A 17104-nucleotide genomic window follows, 5' to 3' on the forward strand; every position below is an offset into this window, starting at 1 on the left:
GCCGGCCCGCAATAATTTCAGAGACAGAGACAGCAGCCCGCAGCCGGCCCGCAATAATTTCAGAGACAGAGACAGCAGCCCGCAGCCGGCCCGCAATAATTTCAGAGACAGAGACAGCAGCCCGCAGGAATCCCGGGGCAATTATTACAAAGACAAAGACAGAGACAGAGACAGAGACAGCAGCCCGCAGGAATTCCGGGGCAACCATTTCAGAGACAGAGACAAAGACAGAGACACTCGCCCTGTTGACACTGCCTCAAATACAGTCGTGCAACCAGACACAGACACAGACATGATTTACGGCCGCCATGCGGTGCAAGCGGCTTTAGAAACAAACCAAGTCCTCAACCGGATCTGGGTTGTCCCCCACCTGCGCTACGATCCCCGCTTTCACAGCTTGCTAACCGAAGCCAAGGCCAACGGCAGCATCATTGATGAAGTTGACGATTTGCGCCTCGACTACATCACGCGCAAGGCAAACCACCAAGGCGTAGCGGCTCAAGTATCAGCTTACGAATACCTGGATTTGACCGAACTGATAGCAAAGGCTAAGTCTGCTTGCGAAGATCCAGTAATTGTAGTAGCCGAAGGACTCAACGACCCCCACAATCTAGGGGCGATCATTCGCACCGCAGAAGCATTGGGTTCTCAGGGCATGGTGATTCCCCAGCGGCGGGCTGTTGGGATTACCTCGGCAGTGAGAAAAGTGGCAGCAGGGGCATTGGAAAGCCTGCCAGTGGCGAGGGTTGTCAATCTTAACCGGGCGCTGGAAGAATTGAAAGAGGCTGGATTCTGGATTTATGGCACTGCAGCAGGCGTCGGTCAATCGGTAGAGACAATCAAGTTCTCGGGGCCCACTGTTTTAGTTGTGGGCGGTGAAGCTGACGGTTTGAGCCTTTTGATACAGCGCGGCTGTGACGGATTAGTTTCAATTCCTTTAAGGGGGAAGACTCCTAGCCTGAATGTCTCGGTAGCAACGGGGATGGCTTTATACGAAATTTACCGCCAGCGCGGGCCCAAAAAGTTTCACGTACACGGATCGTAAAGGTGGTTGAAAAAAAGAGCACAACAGAGTAGTTTATTGTGAATGCTGCCCAGAATTGAGCGGCAGCACACCCTGAACAAGTAAGGATAGCCGATCGGCTTTCGTTACGAACAGGCGAAAGTAGAAGGGGCCTTCCCCCTAGGTTCAAACAGGAATTCGACACCAATCTATTTAGAGATCAGCTTTAAATAGGTGTGTATAGGTTCTTGGTAGCAGTCAGCGTGTAAATAACAAAAGCCTAGGCGTGTTCGCAGCACCATGAAAACACCGTCAAATACATTAGAAAAGCAGATGAAAGAATTCTTGATTAGCTTGCTCAATTTTTTCGGATTGGCTTGGTGGGTTGAAGTGAAAACTTCAGCACCGCGGTGCATTTACTATTTTGGGCCGTTCTTGACGGCTCAAGAAGCGGAATCTGCAAAAGCAGGATATGTAGAAGACATAGAAAATGAAGGTGCAGAAGGTCTTTGTGTTTCAATTCACCGCTGCAAACCTCTTACTTTGACGGTGGCAGATGATTTGGGAAAGCTTGGTGAGGGAGGGCTGTTGCCTGTTTAGATCGGTCACTAGAACCAGGGGGAATTTTGAGTTTTGAGTTTTGAGTTGTAAGTTGTAAATTAAAATCCGGTAACTACGGAATTATACCCTCCTTGCGAACCCTGATAGCGAGCGGGAAGCTGGCACAAACTCGGAAAATTATGATTCGGAGGCAAACGGAAAGGATATAAATTCAAAATTCTTGACGGTTGGGTGATTAATTGCTTCTGACAAACTCAAAACTTAAGACTCGCAATTACCAACTGCTTGGGGGAATTTCTCAATCCAACGATCGATGTCTGCGATTACCCGATCGGGAATTTCCCAAGGGAACAAGTGGGCTGTATTTGGATAGCACTGCCACTGACAATCGTGAAGGTGGCGGGCTGTTTCTAAACTGGATGCCGAGGTGATGTGCCGATCGGCCTCTCCGGCCAACACCAAGCTCGGACATTGAATGTCGTCGAGGTGGATCAGTCGATCGTATCCGGCCAACAGAGCGGTATTTAACGCCTTGGTGGCCGTGTTGGAAGTCTTGAGGTAGGCGGGGGTACCTGCCTGTGCTAAGTAGCGGTAAGGGGTGGCTGTATGCTGCTGTATCAAGTAGCGAAAGAGCGATCGCCTAGCAAAAGTATCAATATTCCACTGCCAACCGGGTATCACCCAATTGATAATTCCGGCTAAACCGGTGTAAAGGTTATCTTGCCAAGAGATGGGAGGGTGACTTCCTCGCGGTTTGGCGGCGGATGCAAGTAGAATCAAACCGCTGACTCGCCCTGGATATTTCATGGCTAATTCCAGGGCTAAAATCCCTCCCAAAGACCATCCGATCACCAAACACCGATCGACTCCTAATCTGTCTAAAAGTGCTTCTAAATCGAGGAGGTGGTCGGTCATTTCAAAGGGAGCAGAGGTGCGGCTGTTGCCGTATCCGCGCAAGTCTGGGGCGATCGTCTGGAACCGCTTTGATAAGTGTTCTGTAAAGACGGACATACAATCGCCCGAACCTGGATGGCCGTGCAAGCAGAGAATCGGAAACCCTTTGCCTTTGACCGAAACACTGAGTTTTGTGTGCGACATTTTCTTATTACTCGATCGATTGAATTAAATAAAATTGAAAAATCTTAAAACTTCTCCAATATTTTTAAATATTAATAAATTTTATTTAGCGAATTACTTAATTTAAATTTAATTATATCTAACTTGCCTCTTTGTTGTCAAGAAATAACGTTTTTGCCTAAAATAAGGTAAATCGGGAAAAAACTCATCGATACTCGAGGAGGGCCATATGGCTAACTACGATATTTTTGACGAAAATTACTATCTCAGCAAATATCCATTTGTGCAACAAGGTATCGATCAAGGAATTATCAGTTCTGGCAAAGAACACTTTGAAAAGTTTGGTCAAAAACTCGGTTTCACCGAAGTATCGCGATATTACGATGAAAATTACTATCTCGCCAACAATCCCGCAGTCGCGGCCGCTGTCAGTTCAGGATCTTTTGCCTCAGGCTTAGATCACTTTATTCAGTTTGGCTGGGAACAAGGTCTTGTCAATACATCGCCTGACTACGATGAATCGTTTTATTTAAAGCGATACCCCGTACTTGCTCCCTTTGTGCAGAACCAAACTTTAAAATCTGGTTTTGATCACTTTATCAAATTCGGAGTCCAAGAAGGCCTTTATGCGAGTACCTTTTTTGAACCAGAATATTTACTAAAAAACCCCGAGGTAGCAGCAGCAGTCAAAGCAGGAGTTTTCAAAACAGGCGGAGAACATTACCGAAAATTTGGACAATTTGAGCCAAGCCGCTCTGCAACCTTTGTCGGCACTAAAGGCAGTGACGTTGTGGCTGGATTTGGTGTAGGTAAAGTTGAAATCATCGGCATTCAAGTATCTTTAGATGCAGCAGGAAATCGAGTTTATGAAAAAAACCTCACTAACTTTAGCGACATAGATATAGATACCCTAATTGGCAGTCAAGGTTCTGATACTTTCGTGCTTGGTGTTGGGGAACGGTTCGATACTAATGGTGGTGTTTTCTACATCTCGCGGTTTGGAAGAGGCGAGCCGATTATTAAAAACTTTGACCAGCAAACTGATGCGATACGACTGGCAGGAACGCGAGGAGATTATCAATTCTCGTCTGGAGGGAATGACAGCAATTCTTATATTTTTCTAGGCGCTGGTAGAGGTATCGAAAGAGTCGCTCAAATTGAGGGAGATGCCAATATTCCATTTCTAGCAAATCGAGGGCGCGGTCTTTTGATTTTTAATAAAGATAGTGTATTGGATAACTTTTCGGAAGTTGAATATTTGCAAAAAAATCCCGATGTTGCTGCGGCTGTGAAAGCAGGAAATTTCTCTTCAGGTCTCGATCATTATACAAAATTTGGACAATTTGAACCGAATCGCTCTGCCACTTTTGTTGGAACTAATGGAAATGATATTGTCACTGCTTTTGGCAATGGAAAAACGGAAATTACTGGAGTTGATTTAGATACAAGTTTTGCTTTTGGCGGAGCCGGCCGTTATTTTAGTAATGGTAGCAATGAATTTGATACGCTGATTGGCAGCCCAGGGGCTGATACTTTTATGTTGGCTTATGATTTTACCCCACCACCACCGTCTCAGATGATTCCCAGCGCGCAAGAATTATATAGAGGGCCAGGGGAGGCTCGCATTCGCGGATTCAACCCCACTCAGGGAGATGTACTCAGGTTAGCAGGTCAACTCAGTGACTATCAAATATCTCCGGTAGGTGCAGATTTAGTCATCTCCAAACCAGAAGATAGAATTGCAATTATTGAAGGAGGTGCTAATTTAAATCTGCGACAACTGACTTTTCCTTCCACTCCCCCTTTCTTGGGAGGAACGTCTACTTTCTTGCTGAGTTAATTGTTAGTCACTAGCTAATATCATGTCCTTGATTAGGTATAATAAAAAGTCAACAGCGAGCTGCAGAGTTTGGGAGGGAGTGATGCCCAAGTTAGTTGCCATTAAAAACCACATTTCAGTACCACAGCTAGAGCAAAGATATCGTTACGCTAGGTGTTGTTACCGAGAAAAGTCACTATCTTGTCATCTGGTTATTGGCTAGTGGCAGGACAAGTTTAGAGGTGTCCCAAGTAACGGGCTATAGTAGAAATTGGATTTATCGATTGGTACGTCTGTACAACACTCATGCAGCGGAAGCATACTTGAGACCAAATAAAAAAAAATCTGGGGCGCGAATCATTACTCCAAGATGTAGACTAAGCTCAATTGTGGCAGCTAGTGCAACAACCAGCACCAGATGGAGGGCTATGGAATGGTAGAAAAGTAGGGTATTGGCTGAGTGAGAAGATGGGGTTTCCAGTAAGTCGTCAGAGAGGATGGCAATATCTTCAACAGATAGGTTTTCGGCTGAAAACACCAGGCTCGAGTCATACTGATAGTGACTTTTCACAACAACTTACTCAGTGGAAAACAAACTCGCTCAAGAGTTAGCTTCGCTTCAAAGTAAGTACCCACAAGCAGACTACCGAAGTGTGGTGTCAAGATGAACAGAGATTAGGGCTTAAACCAAAAATTCGTCGAGTGTGGACCCCTGTAGGAGAACAACCAATTGCTTCTGTCAAGACTCAATATCAATGGCTGTGGCTGTATGGTTTTGTCCACCCCAAGTCAGGAGAAACTTACTTTTGGATTCTACCGAGAGTCAACACGGAGCTATTGGGCGTGGTTTTAGCAGATTTGGCACTCTTAATTTGACCTCAATCAAAATAAGCGGATACTGCTCGTCAAAGGCTAAGCTGGATGGCATACCAGTGACAAGTTGGTGCGTTGCTGTTGGTATTGATCGGTTTTTTCTATCCAGTCACTCTCTAGAACTACAACCTGCTGAACGTTTGTGGCCTTTGACTAATGAAGCGTGAGCCAATTATTCACTCTTAAACTTAGAGGAATTAGAAAATCTGCTGATTTATCGTTGTCATAAAATTATGGAGCAACACAGACTTGTTCTGGAGTTAACCTGCTTTGATTGGTGACCTAAAACTAGGGGAACTTAATTATTACTAATCAACCGGACATGATAGAATTTACCTTTATTTGTGACGGAGGCAGGTTTATTAATGTTTATTGACTACATCACCTTGATGCTGATCAATATGGCGGCAGGATTATTTATCCTCGCGTACTATGTCTATTCGGGTCTCGACAGCGAGGATCAAAAACGGTGGATTCCCGGGTTTGGCATGACTGGTGCGATCGCCCTTACAACAGGATTGCACATGATCTTCACTTGGCCAGTTCCAGGTAGCTTCAACATAGCCTTCGGGGAAATGTCAGTTTTGTTGGGTATCGTATTCATCGGTGCTTCTGTTGCCCTAGCCCAAAACTGGGAGTTGGTAACAGTTACGATTTACGCATTTTTCGCCGGTGTGGCTGCTATCTTGGTCGGTTTGCGTATTATTACTCTAGGTATAACAACGCAGCCAATACTATCAGGGCTGGGCTTCATCCTGTCGGGACTGGGCGGCGTCTGCGCGACGCCTGCGCTGTTGCTGCGAACTAATCGTACTATGCGGGTGATTGGCACGATCGTACTGGTAGCAGCGGGTCTGATCTGGGCATTGACAGCCTGTGTGGCATATTGGGGCCATCTGGCTAAATTCTCAAATTGGGTTCCGTACCCTATGCGCTGAAACGTGGCAACTCATCCTCGATCGGCAATGAGTCGTTTTGGCAATTTGACAAGCCATGTTAATCTTAAGCAGACGTGCAGTAACTTTCTCAACGTGCTGCAACAATTTAAGTTCAGTAATTGGGAAAATAAGGGGATTCACTTCTCCAACAAAACATTTGTTAACAACTTAATTCAGGGAAGATCGAAATGAGCGAGCCAAGCGAAATTTATGTTTTAGGTGCAGGTCCAGCAGGTATGGCAGCGGCTTACACCGCTACTAAAAAAGGTCACCCTGTTGTGGTCATTGAACGGGATTCCCAAGTGGGGGGCTTGTCAAAAAGTATTGACTATCAAGGATTTATTCTGGATTACGGCCCCCACTTTTTCGGCAGTGATATTGATGCTGTTCACCAATTTTGGGACGAGGTAATGGGTTCAGAGCAAGTTACGTTCAAGGTGAGCACTCGGATGTTCTGGCAGAACAAATACTTTGGCTATCCTCCCAGTGTGCCAGAAGTTTTGTTAGGAGTTGGCTTTTGGAAAAGCTTAAAAATTCTCCTTTCGTATGTGCCGGCTCAATTATTCCGCAACTCAAATCCTCAAAATTACGCTGAACGAGTTACTGGTAGATTTGGCAAAGAGTTATTTGAGATTTGCTTTAAGGCTTATGTAGAAAAGCTTTGGGGCATACCTTGCACGGAAATTAGCGCTGACTGGGAAGCCGGAAAATTTAGATATACATCTTTTCTGGAAATTCTAAAAAATTCGATGATGAAGGACGAGTGCAGCGTAAAATTTCCCAGGTTAGGCTCGCGGCAGCTTTACGAACGTATTGCTAATTTTATGGGGGAGCACGATCAACAAATTCTCTTCAACCACGAAGTGAAGCAAATTCATCACGAAAACTTTAAAGTCACTAAACTGACTCTAAAAAATAGCAAAACAGGAGAAGAGAAAGTTATTGAATGCAAGGGCGTCATCAGTTCAATTCCTTTGAGTATTTTGCTGCAACAACTCACTCCGGCTGTCCCAAGTATACTCGTGGAGCGAGTAAAGTCTTTGAAGTTCCGCAACACTGCGATCGCTTATTTAATTGTTGAAAGTGGCAATTTATTCCCCGATCAGTGTATTTATATCAACGATGCCAATATTCGGCTGGGTCGGGTGACAAATTTTGCTAACTGGTCTAAGGATATGGTGCCAAATAGTCATCAGACTCCTTTATGTTGCGAATACTGGTGCGATTTTGGCGACTCGACTTGGCAACAGCCGGAAGCAGAGCTTTTGTTACAGGCAGAGCAAGATTTAAGGGCAATTGGACTGCTGGGAGAAGCGAAAGTTTCCGGAGGTTTTGTCGTAAAACTAGCCCGTACTCATCCCATTTATGCTGTTAATTATCAAGAAGCGTTATCGGAAGTTAACGATTATCTCAATCAGTTTGAAAATCTTGATATAATTGGCCGTTACGGAGCTTTCAAGTACCACGACCAAGATGGTACCTTGTACATGGGTATGTTAGCAGCCGAAAAGGCTGTTAGTAAGTCTGGAGTTTCTTAAAAGCTGGGGTTCCGGCTAATGTAATCGGCAATTTTAGAAATAGACTGGCGCATTTGTAGATCGCCGCTGCGGGTGTCAATCACAGTCATCACATAGGCTTCGCCGTCAATGCTCATCGCTAAAGTTGTGCCTAGCACCAGGGAATTTTGGCCGGTTTTTTCGCCCAACCACTGAGCTTTAGTTCCTTGCAAGGCGGCAAATCCTAGAGCCCGATCGTACTGGCCGTTGAGAGTTTCTATTAACTGTTTAGCACCGGGTGTTTCGCCATTGTAAATTTGCACCATCATTTCGGTGAGTTCGTTAGCAGTCACGCGGTTGGGACCAGAACCCGGGTTGGTGGGCATAATTTTTTCCCCCATTAATTTGAAGTTTACCCGGGTGACTTGGTAGCCGCGATTTTCTAAGAATTGATTGATGTAATCGGCACCCAAATAATCAATAAGTTGATTGGTAGCAGTATTGCTGCTGCGATCGATCATTTCTTCTAACAGTGTCTTCAAGGGGTAATTTTTAGGGGACAAAATCTTCGTGGATGAGTCTTCGGTGAAATTGCCCCTATTGACGAATACTTCCTTGTTCAGACTAATTTTTTCTGTTTCGACTTTTTGCATCAGGGCGACAGCAATCGGCACCTTTATTAAGCTGGCTGGACTGACAGGAGGCACATCGCCCCGCAGGTCTACGCATTCTCTAGAAAGGCGGCAAATGCCGATCGAAGCTTGCCCAGACAAACCGCTTTCCCGGGCAACGGCAGCCAAAAAATCTGATTTTGCTTGCTGCACTTGCGAGGTTGCTGCCGTTAAATTTTCTCGGTATTCTTGAGTTTTTGAGGCAGTGAGGGAAGCTAAAAATGAATCTTGTGGAACGGACTGCAAGTTGTTGAGGGCCTGGTTCCACAAAAATTGAGTTTGCTGCGAAGATTCGATCGATTGATTTTGCTGCCGTTTGGTTTCTACGGCTCGGTTGGCTAAACGGACTGCTTGCTGTAAGTCGTCGTTAGCCCTCTGTTCTACTAATATTTGAACTTCCACCGCTTGCAACTGCTGTAGCAGTTTTTCTTGAGGATTGGGGGTGAGGGGAACTAAGCCCGAGAGCAGGGTTGGTTCTGGGGAAGGAGAGGGGGGCTGTTCTAATTCGGTGACGAGCCGATCGCGAATTTTGTAGAGTTCGTCTAAGGAACGCGGGTTAGATGATTGAGAAAATGAACTTGCGATGGTTAACATCTGAACCAGTCCGATGCCAGCTACTACTGCCAAAGTCTTGTTGGCGATCGACAAAAAACGCCTGATTCCTCGCATATTTAACATCCTCAACACAACCAAATTCTATATAAGCAGCTATTGTTACATCAGTCAAACCATTTGAGATTTGAGATTTGTTCTCCAATCTCAAATCTCAAATCTCAAATCTCAAATAGTTCGATCGCACCGGTGCGCCAAGATAACAAAAATAAAGGGAGCGATCGCAGTTCGGCAATCAACCCCCTCTAAATATTGCGAACTATCTACTTTCTGCGCCGCCGCCAGTGAGCACCCAACCGCTTGAGATAATCCCAGCCGCGTTGGGGCCAGACATGATCGCTACCGATTTTTTCCGCAATCCAGCGAGCTACTTTGGGGCCTGTCCAGTCTCCGCCGTCGGGGGCAGAGCCTTGCAGCGCTTGTCGCAGTTCTTCTTGCTGTTGAGGATCCAGCAAGGATTTCGCAGGAGGGGGCTGGCGGTCTCCGCTGCGGTTTCTCACAGAGTTAGGCCCTTCTCGGTTGTAGCGCTGGACTATTTCTTTGGCATAGTCATAGTTGAGACCTACAACTTGGGCTGCTTGTTTGATAGTCCAATTTCGGGAAACTAACAGCAGCAAGTGCCAGCGGCGCGACTCTGTGGTGTTTTGTGCCTGCCGGTAGCGAATTTTGAGTTCCTCTGCCGTCAGGTGGGATTCTAAGTGAGCTTTAGGTGGCATTCCTCCAACGGGGCATCGGGAACTTCTTACCATATATCTTTGGTTTTGGGGATAATTCCGGATGAAATTATTTTCCTGGGGATCGTCGATGCAAATACGTAACTTTTTTTTGCTGCAGATCCACGCATATAGACGCAGTTGAGGAAGGACTGCTGTTTTTTTGCAGGTGCGCGCAACAAAAGACCTTGGCGTGGCGCTGCAGGTTCCGAGCTTTTTTGTGAACCCCAGATTTCTGAGAGGCTTTTTGACCCGTGGCAAAATGGGCGTGGATGGTCCTGTGCTCGATCGATCTTTTCTGTAATTACGCAGCAGCCATTAATTCACTCGGATGACTGTTGACACTCCTGGGCCAGGCACGAGGATTCTTAAGACATTTCTGCCTTAATATCCCTTTTGTGAGGCTTCCCTTGCTTCACCACGAAAGCTCTTTGAGCGTGGTGATATCTTTTGGGCGTTTAGGCATTCAGTCCCTGGTAACGCGAGATTCCCCGCGTAGCAATTCCAAAACTCTATCTCTAATCGTTTTTGCAGCGCCAATGTCGGCGTGTTCGTCATGCCCACATTCAACACAGATGAACTTTTCGCCATCTCGATTGGACTTATCGATATTGCCGCAATTTCTGCATTTTTGGCTGGAATGTTTAGGATTGACTTTGATTACAATTTGTCCAGGCTTTGCAGCTAAGCAGTCAAGTTTCAGAATTAATTTACCCCAAGCTGCATCAGACTTGCCTCCCCGCAACGATTGGGGAGATCTCCGGGCAATAAACAGTGTTAACCCAAGCGTATTGGCCCATAAGTCTCTATTTCTTATTCAGTTTTTTCTGGTCTATCAGGCGGGTAATCCCAGTTGAAATCCGCTCGATCAGCTTCTGAATACGCTTTTAAACGAGGAATTAATTGTATCTACCGAAAGCGGGAATGTTTCAGGATCAATATTGCCTATATTATCGGGTTATATTCCCCATAAAGGGGAGACGCAATAATCGGGCATTACTTTAATTTTTTGTGTAATTTTTTACTAGCATAAATCATTGGTTGCGTCGGAGAGAACATGGGTTATACCATTTTAGATTTTATATAGCAATCCTTGCAGGAGTCGTAAATTTTTTACCCCACCCCAGCCCTCCCCGAACCTGCGGTCCGGGAGTAAGAAATTCACAAATGATTTAGGATTGCTATATTTTAGATTGGAGAAGTGGAAATGAGTGATGGCATTTTAGATTTAAGATATAAGAATGGGGAATGGCTGATTTCCTAAGGATTGTGATATTGCATACACAGTGTTGGACGCAGAACCTAATTATGTAGTGTGCGGATGGCGCACCTTACCCCTATAATGCGCGCGTCAAACCACTTTTTACCTAAATCGTGATACAGTTGCCTTCTTGTTCTTTTAAAAGATTAGGTAAAAAAGTCGATCGCTATTTTTGATCCGGTGCTATTTGGGGAATTTAATCTATTGTATGTAAAAAGACCGATCGCGCGATCGAACAAAGCCACAAAAATAGCGGACTTTGCCGAATAGCTGTAAGTGCGTGCAATTGCCAGCTATATTAACTGTATTGTCTCAAAGTAGAAATGATAAAGGTACGAGCATGCCATCTATCCGCGAGTTGCACCGACAACTGGTCAATAAAGAACGCTCTGCTGTGGAAATTACTCAAGAAGCATTAGACCGAATTACCCAGCTAGAGCCGAAGTTGAAAAGCTTTCTGTGCGTGACAGCAGACAGCGCATTGGCGCAGGCCCACAAAGTGGATGCCCAAATCGCAGCAGGCGAGGAAATAGGGCTGTTGGCCGGCATCCCGATCGCCGTTAAAGACAATATGTGCACTTCGGGCATTCCCACAACCTGCGCCTCTCGGATTTTGGAGAATTTTGTGCCTCCCTACGATGCAACCGTCGTCTCGAAACTCCAAGCAGCCGGTGCGGTGATTGTAGGTAAGGCGAATATGGACGAGTTTGCAATGGGGAGCTCGACGGAAACTTCTGCTTATCAAGTTACCGCGAATCCTTGGGACTTGGAGCGCGTGCCCGGAGGGTCTTCAGGCGGTTCTGCAGCAGCCGTAGCCTCGGGAGAATGTGTCGTGAGTTTGGGTTCGGATACTGGGGGCTCAATCCGCCAACCTGCTGCTTTTTGCGGTTTGGTGGGGCTCAAACCCACTTATGGGTTGGTTTCTCGCTACGGTTTGGTGGCCTATGCTTCTTCTCTCGATCAAATCGGACCATTTGGTCGGACGGTTGAGGATGCGGCGATTTTGTTGGGGGCGATCGCCGGTTATGATCCGAGAGATTCCACGAGTCTTAATGTCCCAATTCCTGACTACGCCCAAGCTTTAAGACCCAGTTTGCGACCCAAGGGTCAGATGAGAATTGGTGTAATTAAAGAAACTTTTGGTGTAGGGTTGGACTCGGCGGTTAAAGACGCTGTTACTAAGGCGATCGAGCAATTTCAACAATTGGGCGCAGAAATTCAAGTCATTTCTTGTCCCCGGTTCCGCTACGGTTTGCCCACTTACTACATCATTGCTCCCTCGGAAGCTTCGGCAAATTTGGCGCGATATGATGGAGTAAAGTACGGTTTCCGGTCTCCCGACCCCGATAATCTGTTGGATATGTATGCCAAAACTCGCTCTCAAGGGTTCGGTGCGGAAGTTAAACGCCGGATTGCGATCGGCACTTACGTATTGTCGGCTGGATATTACGATGCCTATTATCTAAAAGCTCAAAAAGTTCGGACTTTAATTAAAGAAGACTTTGAAAAAGCTTTTTCTCAAGTTGATGTTTTAGTCTGTCCCACTGCTCCTACTACCGCATTTAAGGCAGGCGAAAAATTCAATGACCCCCTGAGTATGTATTTGTCAGATTTGATGACTATTCCGGTGAATCTTGCTGGTTTGCCAGCTTTGAGTTTGCCCTGCGGATTTGATGATAAAGGAATGCCGGTGGGCATACAACTGATTGGTAATCTTTTGCAAGAATCTCGGCTGTTTCAAGTGGCTCACGCTTACGAACAGTCTACGAATTGGCACTTGCACCACCCAGAATTGCATTAATTTTTGAAAATCGGCGGAATGCTGCGGCGGAAGTTAGTAATTGATATTGGCTAATTGTCTGAATTAATCATTTGCCCTTAGCTGTTGACCGATATCTAATTTCCCGCATGCTCTATTTTCTATGAACAAGTTGCTGGTATTCCTTTTGTCTAAATCGCTAATAGCTTTTGGGATAGTTTTGGCCGTGGCTTATTCTGCTGCTTGTGTATACCTATTTGTAGCGCAAGGTAAGTTTATCTTTTTTCCCGCGCGGGCGATCGAAACTACGCCAGATGATTTTCAGTTGAAATATCAAGATGTTTGGCTGCCAATTCCAACTAAAACAGGCGCGGTGGGAAGCGTGCACGGGTGGTGGATTCCTGCCTCGGAAACCCCCCCCAGCCCCCCCAAAGCTTGGGGGGGAGCAAGAAAGGGAGAGTGGCTTCTGGCTACGCCCCAAAGTGACAGACGGGCCGTCGCTCGGGTTCGGACCCTTAACAAGGGGGGGTTAGGGGGAGTAGTTTTGTACCTGCACGGCAATGGTTCAAATGTGGGAGCAAATGTCGAACACGCTAATCGATTTCATCGGTTAGGTTGGTCGGTATTTGCGATCGATTATCGTGGTTATGGAAAAAGCCAGGGCGATTTTCCGAGTGAATCTCAGGTTTATGAGGATGCTCAACTTGCTTGGGATTATTTGGTGAAACAGCGGGGGGTTAACCCAAATCAAATTTATATCTACGGTCATTCTTTGGGAGGCGCGATCGCGATCGATCTGGCAGTGCGCCACCCGGAGGCGGCCGGGTTAATTGTAGAAGGCTCTTTTACTTCGACGCGGGCGATGGTGGATTTCCAAAAAGGGCTGTTTTGGCTGTTTCCGATAGATTGGTTGCTGACGCAGCGGTTTGATTCTCTTTCAAAAGTCGATCGCCTGCAAATGCCCGTGCTCTTTATTCACGGGACTGCTGACAATGTAGTTCCAGTGGAAATGAGCAAAAAACTGTTTGATGCAGCACCTGAGCCCAAACAGCTTTACATAGTTCCTGATGGAGGTCACAATAATGTGGCACAGATCGGGGGTGCAGAATATCTGCAAATAGTGAGCCAATTTTTAGGTTCTTCAAAGTAGATAAAAGCTGTTGGCGGTAACAGGTTCAGTTTGATATCTGTACCGCCCGATCGCAATTCTATTTGCTCGCACTTCTAATCGCACTTCTAACAATACATATCTGAAGCACAGCAGTAATCACGATGATACCGCTTAGTTGAACCTTAACACATTCAGCCACCAGTCATTCAAGGCATAGCAATAATTGCAGTAATTGTTCGTGCTTATCGCTTGTTCTTTCTTAACTTCGCAGCCTCGCCGAGATATTTTTCGGTTCGGCATCCGGGCGCCGCAGAGATTGGCATCTGTAAGATTAGTTTTGTTCAATCTCGCATCGGTCAAGTCTGCCGCTCTGAGGTCTGCACCGCTGAGATTTGCACCGCTTAAATCGGCTTCTTGGAGGTCTGCACCGCTAAGATTTGCACCGCTTAAATCGGCTGTTCTCAAGTCGGTTCTACTGAGTTTTGCGCCGCTCAAATTACTGCATTTTAAGTTAGCCAACAGGAGGGAAGCGTCTCGAAGAGAACTCTCGCTGAGGTTGGCATTTTCTAAGTTTGCTCCCCTGATGTCGGCCCTGCTCATGTCGGCTTTGCTGAGGTCGGCGTCAGCCAAAAAGGCGTTTCTTATGTTGGCGTTGTTTAAATTAGCTTCCATTAAGTCAGCTGCAGTCAAGTCGGCATCAACTAAGTCGGCCCTGCTGAGAGTGGCGCGGCTCAAGGAAGCGCCAAACAAATCTGCACGGCTCAAGGAGGCGCCAAATAAGTCGCATCCGGGACATCCTCTTGTTTCTAGCAGTCGCTTGACTAGAGACAGATTTTGAGCAGGTAAGGGAAGTGCGGCGCAAAATGGGAGTAGCAGGATCGCTGCAGTCAGAATTTTCAGTTTGATTTTGGTCATAGTCGGGGTAAGTCCTCTAACTGCCTTTAATCACCGATTTGTCTGCGGGACTTACGCGCGGGGAACCAAAAACCCGGTTTCCTCCTTAATTCCTCGCTGTCAAACCCAATATTCTTACCAAAAACCGGGTTGTTGGCGCAAGTCCTAGTCTAGTGCATTGACGCGGCTCGACGGTGTAAGGTTCGATCGCGCTCACGATCGCGGATATTACTTACGCCTTTGGGATGAGAGCGCCCACTTCCAGGCTCTCGAACAGCTTCCAACGGCCGTCACAAGGCGCTGAATGCCAGGGATTCTCGAGCTTGTGACGGCAAGCGGCAAGTGGCTGCTCCGACAGCGAATAAGTATTTGTACTCAGTGCAGTTTGATTGTGCTGCCTAGGGCGATCGTTCTCCGTACAGGCGATCGGTAAATAAGCCAATTGGCTTAGACTCTTAAGACATATTGCTGATGCGCTGCCTTCTGTAAAAAAGATAGCATTTTTGTGTGATCCCCGAAATAATACCGAGCAAGCAAGTATAAAACAAATACCACGTGTCTCGGCGGGTCGGAAAATTGGGTACAGCTAATAGTTTCAGACGAGGAAAATAGATGTTGAACAGCATAGATCAACTTGCAGAAGGCGGCCGCGGGCTCAAACTCATGTGGCAAATTGCAGACGAGCTAAGTTACACCCGGACTCTCGACGGTAGAAATTGTTTGTGGCTGAGCAAAAGTTACGAAGTAGAAGGTCGCAATCGACCGCAAAATATAAAAAAGGCTAGTCTTTTAGATGGGTTAATGAAGTTCTTAAACACCTGGGATTGGCAGAATAACACACAGCAGGAACAAGAACTGCATCAAAGTTATGTTCAACACATTAGTCTGCAAGTCAACACAGATCTGAATGCTTTAACTCGAGTTTTGGAGTGGTTTGAGCAGTTGAAAGATTTATCGCTCCCTAAGGAGGTTTGGTGGAAGTTTCAGTTAGCTTTGGCTGAAGGTTTCACTAATGCAGTCCGCCATGCTCACAAAAATCTGCCAGTAGAAACACCTGTTCAACTGGAAATTATCGTGTGTAACGGACGGTTGGAACTCAAAGTTTGGGATTGTGGCCCGTATTTTGATTTTGATGCGAAGCTGAAGGAAACTCTCGCAGCAGATAGAAAACCCTGCTTGGATTTAGAGGTTTTGGATCATGCTTGCTTGATGCCTAGCAGACCGAAAACTTTGGAACTGTCTCAGTTTATAATTGCTGGGTAGCTTGAGAGTGAGAGACAATTAACAGGCTGGCACGGTTGAAAATAATGTGTTATGCTAAAAACGGTGTTAGGAGACGAGTTACGGGTGTTGTCTTCACGTGCGTGAGGAGTTTTGAATACTGGCGACCTGCAGCGGCTTTGCTCAAAAGCTATGGGCTTGGGTGAGTCTCTAGCGGTTGGACAGCAACGAGTCCCTCTGTGGAATTAAACATGAAAAACTCAAAAATAAAAGTTAAAAATTATTCACACTAATTGGGGATTTTTTAATTTATCATAGTATCTGGTTGCTCACCAATTACTAATGATTTCCAAAGAAACTTTATTTGTTCTGTCTCTATTTCCCTACTTGGGATTTCTCTGGTTTTTGACTCGCTCGGGAAAAACACCCCCTTTAGCTCTGAGGGGATTTTACGGCACTCTCGTTTTTGTGGCTGTGACTATTCCCGCCGCAATTTATGCAAAAGTTGCCTACAACGAGTCGCTAGCAAATGTCGATTGGCTGCATGGTTCTGCGGAATTCTTCTTAACACTTGCCAATATTTTAGTAGTTTTAGGCTTTAGGGAAGCGGTGATTAAAGCCAAAGCATCCTCACAGAATGGCGGCGGGGAGCAAGAGTGTCTTTTAGACGGGGGAGAATAGCCGGGACTATCTCAGTTTTGTATTTGCTCTCCCTGCGAGCGTCCCGCTCGCTATATGTATATATAATATATAGCGAGCGGGACGCTCGCACTCCTAAAAAATGCTTTTTGCTCTCCGCAGAAATGCTCCCGAATAGCCTCCGTTAACAGTTAACTGTTGACATACCAGTTTGCGATCCGCCAAGAAAGCAAAATTTTAGCTAGCCAGACGGGAAACCCCACACTATACCGTTTCGGTTAGTGTGGGACCAGAGGCGCGTGAGACTCCTGATTCCACCTATTCATGACCTCACAAGCATAGCGGGCGAGGAATGAACAGGTGGATGACGACATCAAAGCACAACAAGTATCTTTATTTTATAGGTTAATTTTGTTGTTCGATATAATTATTTAATTGCTTGACATAGTGCAGTAT

The 17104-nt window shown here is 46.0% G+C and carries 18 protein-coding genes; 13 read left to right on the forward strand and 5 right to left on the reverse strand.

Features of this window, described 5'->3' with window-relative positions; translation table 11 throughout:
* Positions 1 to 1045: 23S rRNA (guanosine(2251)-2'-O)-methyltransferase RlmB (rlmB, locus tag ACUVJL_RS35120; protein ID WP_445250039.1), on the forward strand; the 1045-nt coding region annotated here is incomplete at its 5' end.
* Between the two features lie 258 nt (positions 1046 to 1303).
* Entirely contained in the window at positions 1304 to 1603 is a 300-nt protein-coding gene (locus ACUVJL_RS35125) for a DUF1816 domain-containing protein (RefSeq protein WP_445250040.1), read from the forward strand.
* Between the two features lie 222 nt (positions 1604 to 1825).
* Here ACUVJL_RS35125 and ACUVJL_RS35130 read toward each other — a convergent pair whose 3' ends face one another.
* On the reverse strand, positions 1826 to 2662 hold the full coding sequence (locus ACUVJL_RS35130; protein WP_445250041.1) for an alpha/beta fold hydrolase: 837 nt from the start codon (positions 2660 to 2662) through the stop codon (positions 1826 to 1828).
* A 208-nt stretch (positions 2663 to 2870) separates the two neighbouring features.
* Here ACUVJL_RS35130 and ACUVJL_RS35135 point away from each other — a divergent pair, with 208 nt between their 5' ends.
* The 6 genes from ACUVJL_RS35135 to ACUVJL_RS35160 all read left to right on the forward strand — a co-directional run bounded on the left by ACUVJL_RS35135 (position 2871) and on the right by ACUVJL_RS35160 (position 7809).
* A complete protein-coding gene (locus ACUVJL_RS35135; RefSeq protein ID WP_445250042.1) occupies positions 2871 to 4481 on the forward strand; it encodes a hypothetical protein in 1611 nt (536 codons plus the stop codon).
* A 221-nt stretch (positions 4482 to 4702) separates the two neighbouring features.
* A complete protein-coding gene (locus ACUVJL_RS35140; protein ID WP_445250043.1) occupies positions 4703 to 4900 on the forward strand; it encodes a hypothetical protein in 198 nt (65 codons plus the stop codon).
* Positions 4901 to 4928: 28 nt separating this feature from the next.
* Positions 4929 to 5072 (forward strand): hypothetical protein, encoded by a 144-nt coding sequence (locus ACUVJL_RS35145; protein WP_445250044.1) that lies wholly within the window; start codon positions 4929 to 4931, stop codon positions 5070 to 5072.
* Positions 5073 to 5162: 90 nt separating this feature from the next.
* Positions 5163 to 5336: a hypothetical protein gene (locus tag ACUVJL_RS35150; protein ID WP_445250045.1), complete on the forward strand. Its 174-nt coding sequence runs from the start codon at positions 5163 to 5165 to the stop codon at positions 5334 to 5336.
* Between the two features lie 362 nt (positions 5337 to 5698).
* Positions 5699 to 6271: a DUF981 family protein gene (locus ACUVJL_RS35155; RefSeq protein ID WP_445250046.1), complete on the forward strand. Its 573-nt coding sequence runs from the start codon at positions 5699 to 5701 to the stop codon at positions 6269 to 6271.
* Between the two features lie 188 nt (positions 6272 to 6459).
* The gene (locus ACUVJL_RS35160; protein WP_445250047.1) at positions 6460 to 7809 is read left to right on the forward strand and encodes an FAD-dependent oxidoreductase; all 1350 of its coding nucleotides are present in this window, start codon (positions 6460 to 6462) and stop codon (positions 7807 to 7809) included.
* Here ACUVJL_RS35160 and ACUVJL_RS35165 read toward each other — a convergent pair.
* The 3 genes from ACUVJL_RS35165 to ACUVJL_RS35175 form a co-directional block, all read right to left on the reverse strand.
* On the reverse strand, positions 7806 to 9107 hold the full coding sequence (locus tag ACUVJL_RS35165) for a serine hydrolase (RefSeq protein WP_445250048.1): 1302 nt from the start codon (positions 9105 to 9107) through the stop codon (positions 7806 to 7808). The genes ACUVJL_RS35160 and ACUVJL_RS35165 overlap by 4 nt on opposite strands.
* A 206-nt stretch (positions 9108 to 9313) precedes the next feature.
* Complete coding sequence (locus ACUVJL_RS35170) at positions 9314 to 9766, reverse strand: helix-turn-helix domain-containing protein (RefSeq protein WP_445250049.1); 453 nt, start codon at positions 9764 to 9766, stop codon at positions 9314 to 9316.
* A 463-nt stretch (positions 9767 to 10229) separates the two neighbouring features.
* Positions 10230 to 10508, reverse strand: coding sequence for a zinc ribbon domain-containing protein (locus ACUVJL_RS35175; RefSeq protein WP_445250050.1), 279 nt, complete (start codon positions 10506 to 10508; stop codon positions 10230 to 10232).
* A gap of 856 nt (positions 10509 to 11364) precedes the next feature.
* On the opposite strand from ACUVJL_RS35175, the gene gatA reads away from it, so the two are divergent.
* Complete coding sequence (gene gatA, locus ACUVJL_RS35180; RefSeq protein WP_445250051.1) at positions 11365 to 12825, forward strand: Asp-tRNA(Asn)/Glu-tRNA(Gln) amidotransferase subunit GatA; 1461 nt, start codon at positions 11365 to 11367, stop codon at positions 12823 to 12825.
* A gap of 121 nt (positions 12826 to 12946) precedes the next feature.
* Positions 12947 to 13933, forward strand: a complete 987-nt coding sequence (locus ACUVJL_RS35185) for an alpha/beta hydrolase (RefSeq protein WP_445250052.1) — start codon at positions 12947 to 12949, stop codon at positions 13931 to 13933.
* Positions 13934 to 14065: 132 nt separating this feature from the next.
* Here the strand turns inward: ACUVJL_RS35185 and ACUVJL_RS35190 are convergent, their stop codons facing one another.
* Positions 14066 to 14809: a pentapeptide repeat-containing protein gene (locus ACUVJL_RS35190; RefSeq protein ID WP_445250053.1), complete on the reverse strand. Its 744-nt coding sequence runs from the start codon at positions 14807 to 14809 to the stop codon at positions 14066 to 14068.
* A gap of 283 nt (positions 14810 to 15092) precedes the next feature.
* On the opposite strand from ACUVJL_RS35190, the gene ACUVJL_RS35195 reads away from it, so the two are divergent.
* The 3 genes from ACUVJL_RS35195 (at position 15093) to ACUVJL_RS35205 (ending at position 16690) form a co-directional block, all read left to right on the forward strand.
* A complete protein-coding gene (locus ACUVJL_RS35195; RefSeq protein WP_445250054.1) occupies positions 15093 to 15221 on the forward strand; it encodes a hypothetical protein in 129 nt (42 codons plus the stop codon).
* A gap of 179 nt (positions 15222 to 15400) precedes the next feature.
* Complete coding sequence (locus ACUVJL_RS35200; protein WP_445250055.1) at positions 15401 to 16051, forward strand: ATP-binding protein; 651 nt, start codon at positions 15401 to 15403, stop codon at positions 16049 to 16051.
* Between the two features lie 300 nt (positions 16052 to 16351).
* Positions 16352 to 16690, forward strand: a complete 339-nt coding sequence (locus ACUVJL_RS35205; RefSeq protein WP_445250056.1) for a DUF3593 domain-containing protein — start codon at positions 16352 to 16354, stop codon at positions 16688 to 16690.
* The last annotated feature ends 414 nt before the right edge of the window (positions 16691 to 17104 follow it).

The sequence above is a fragment of the Microcoleus sp. OTE_8_concoct_300 genome, assembly GCF_031383065.1.
Classification (GTDB): Bacteria; Cyanobacteriota; Cyanobacteriia; order Cyanobacteriales; family Microcoleaceae; genus Microcoleus.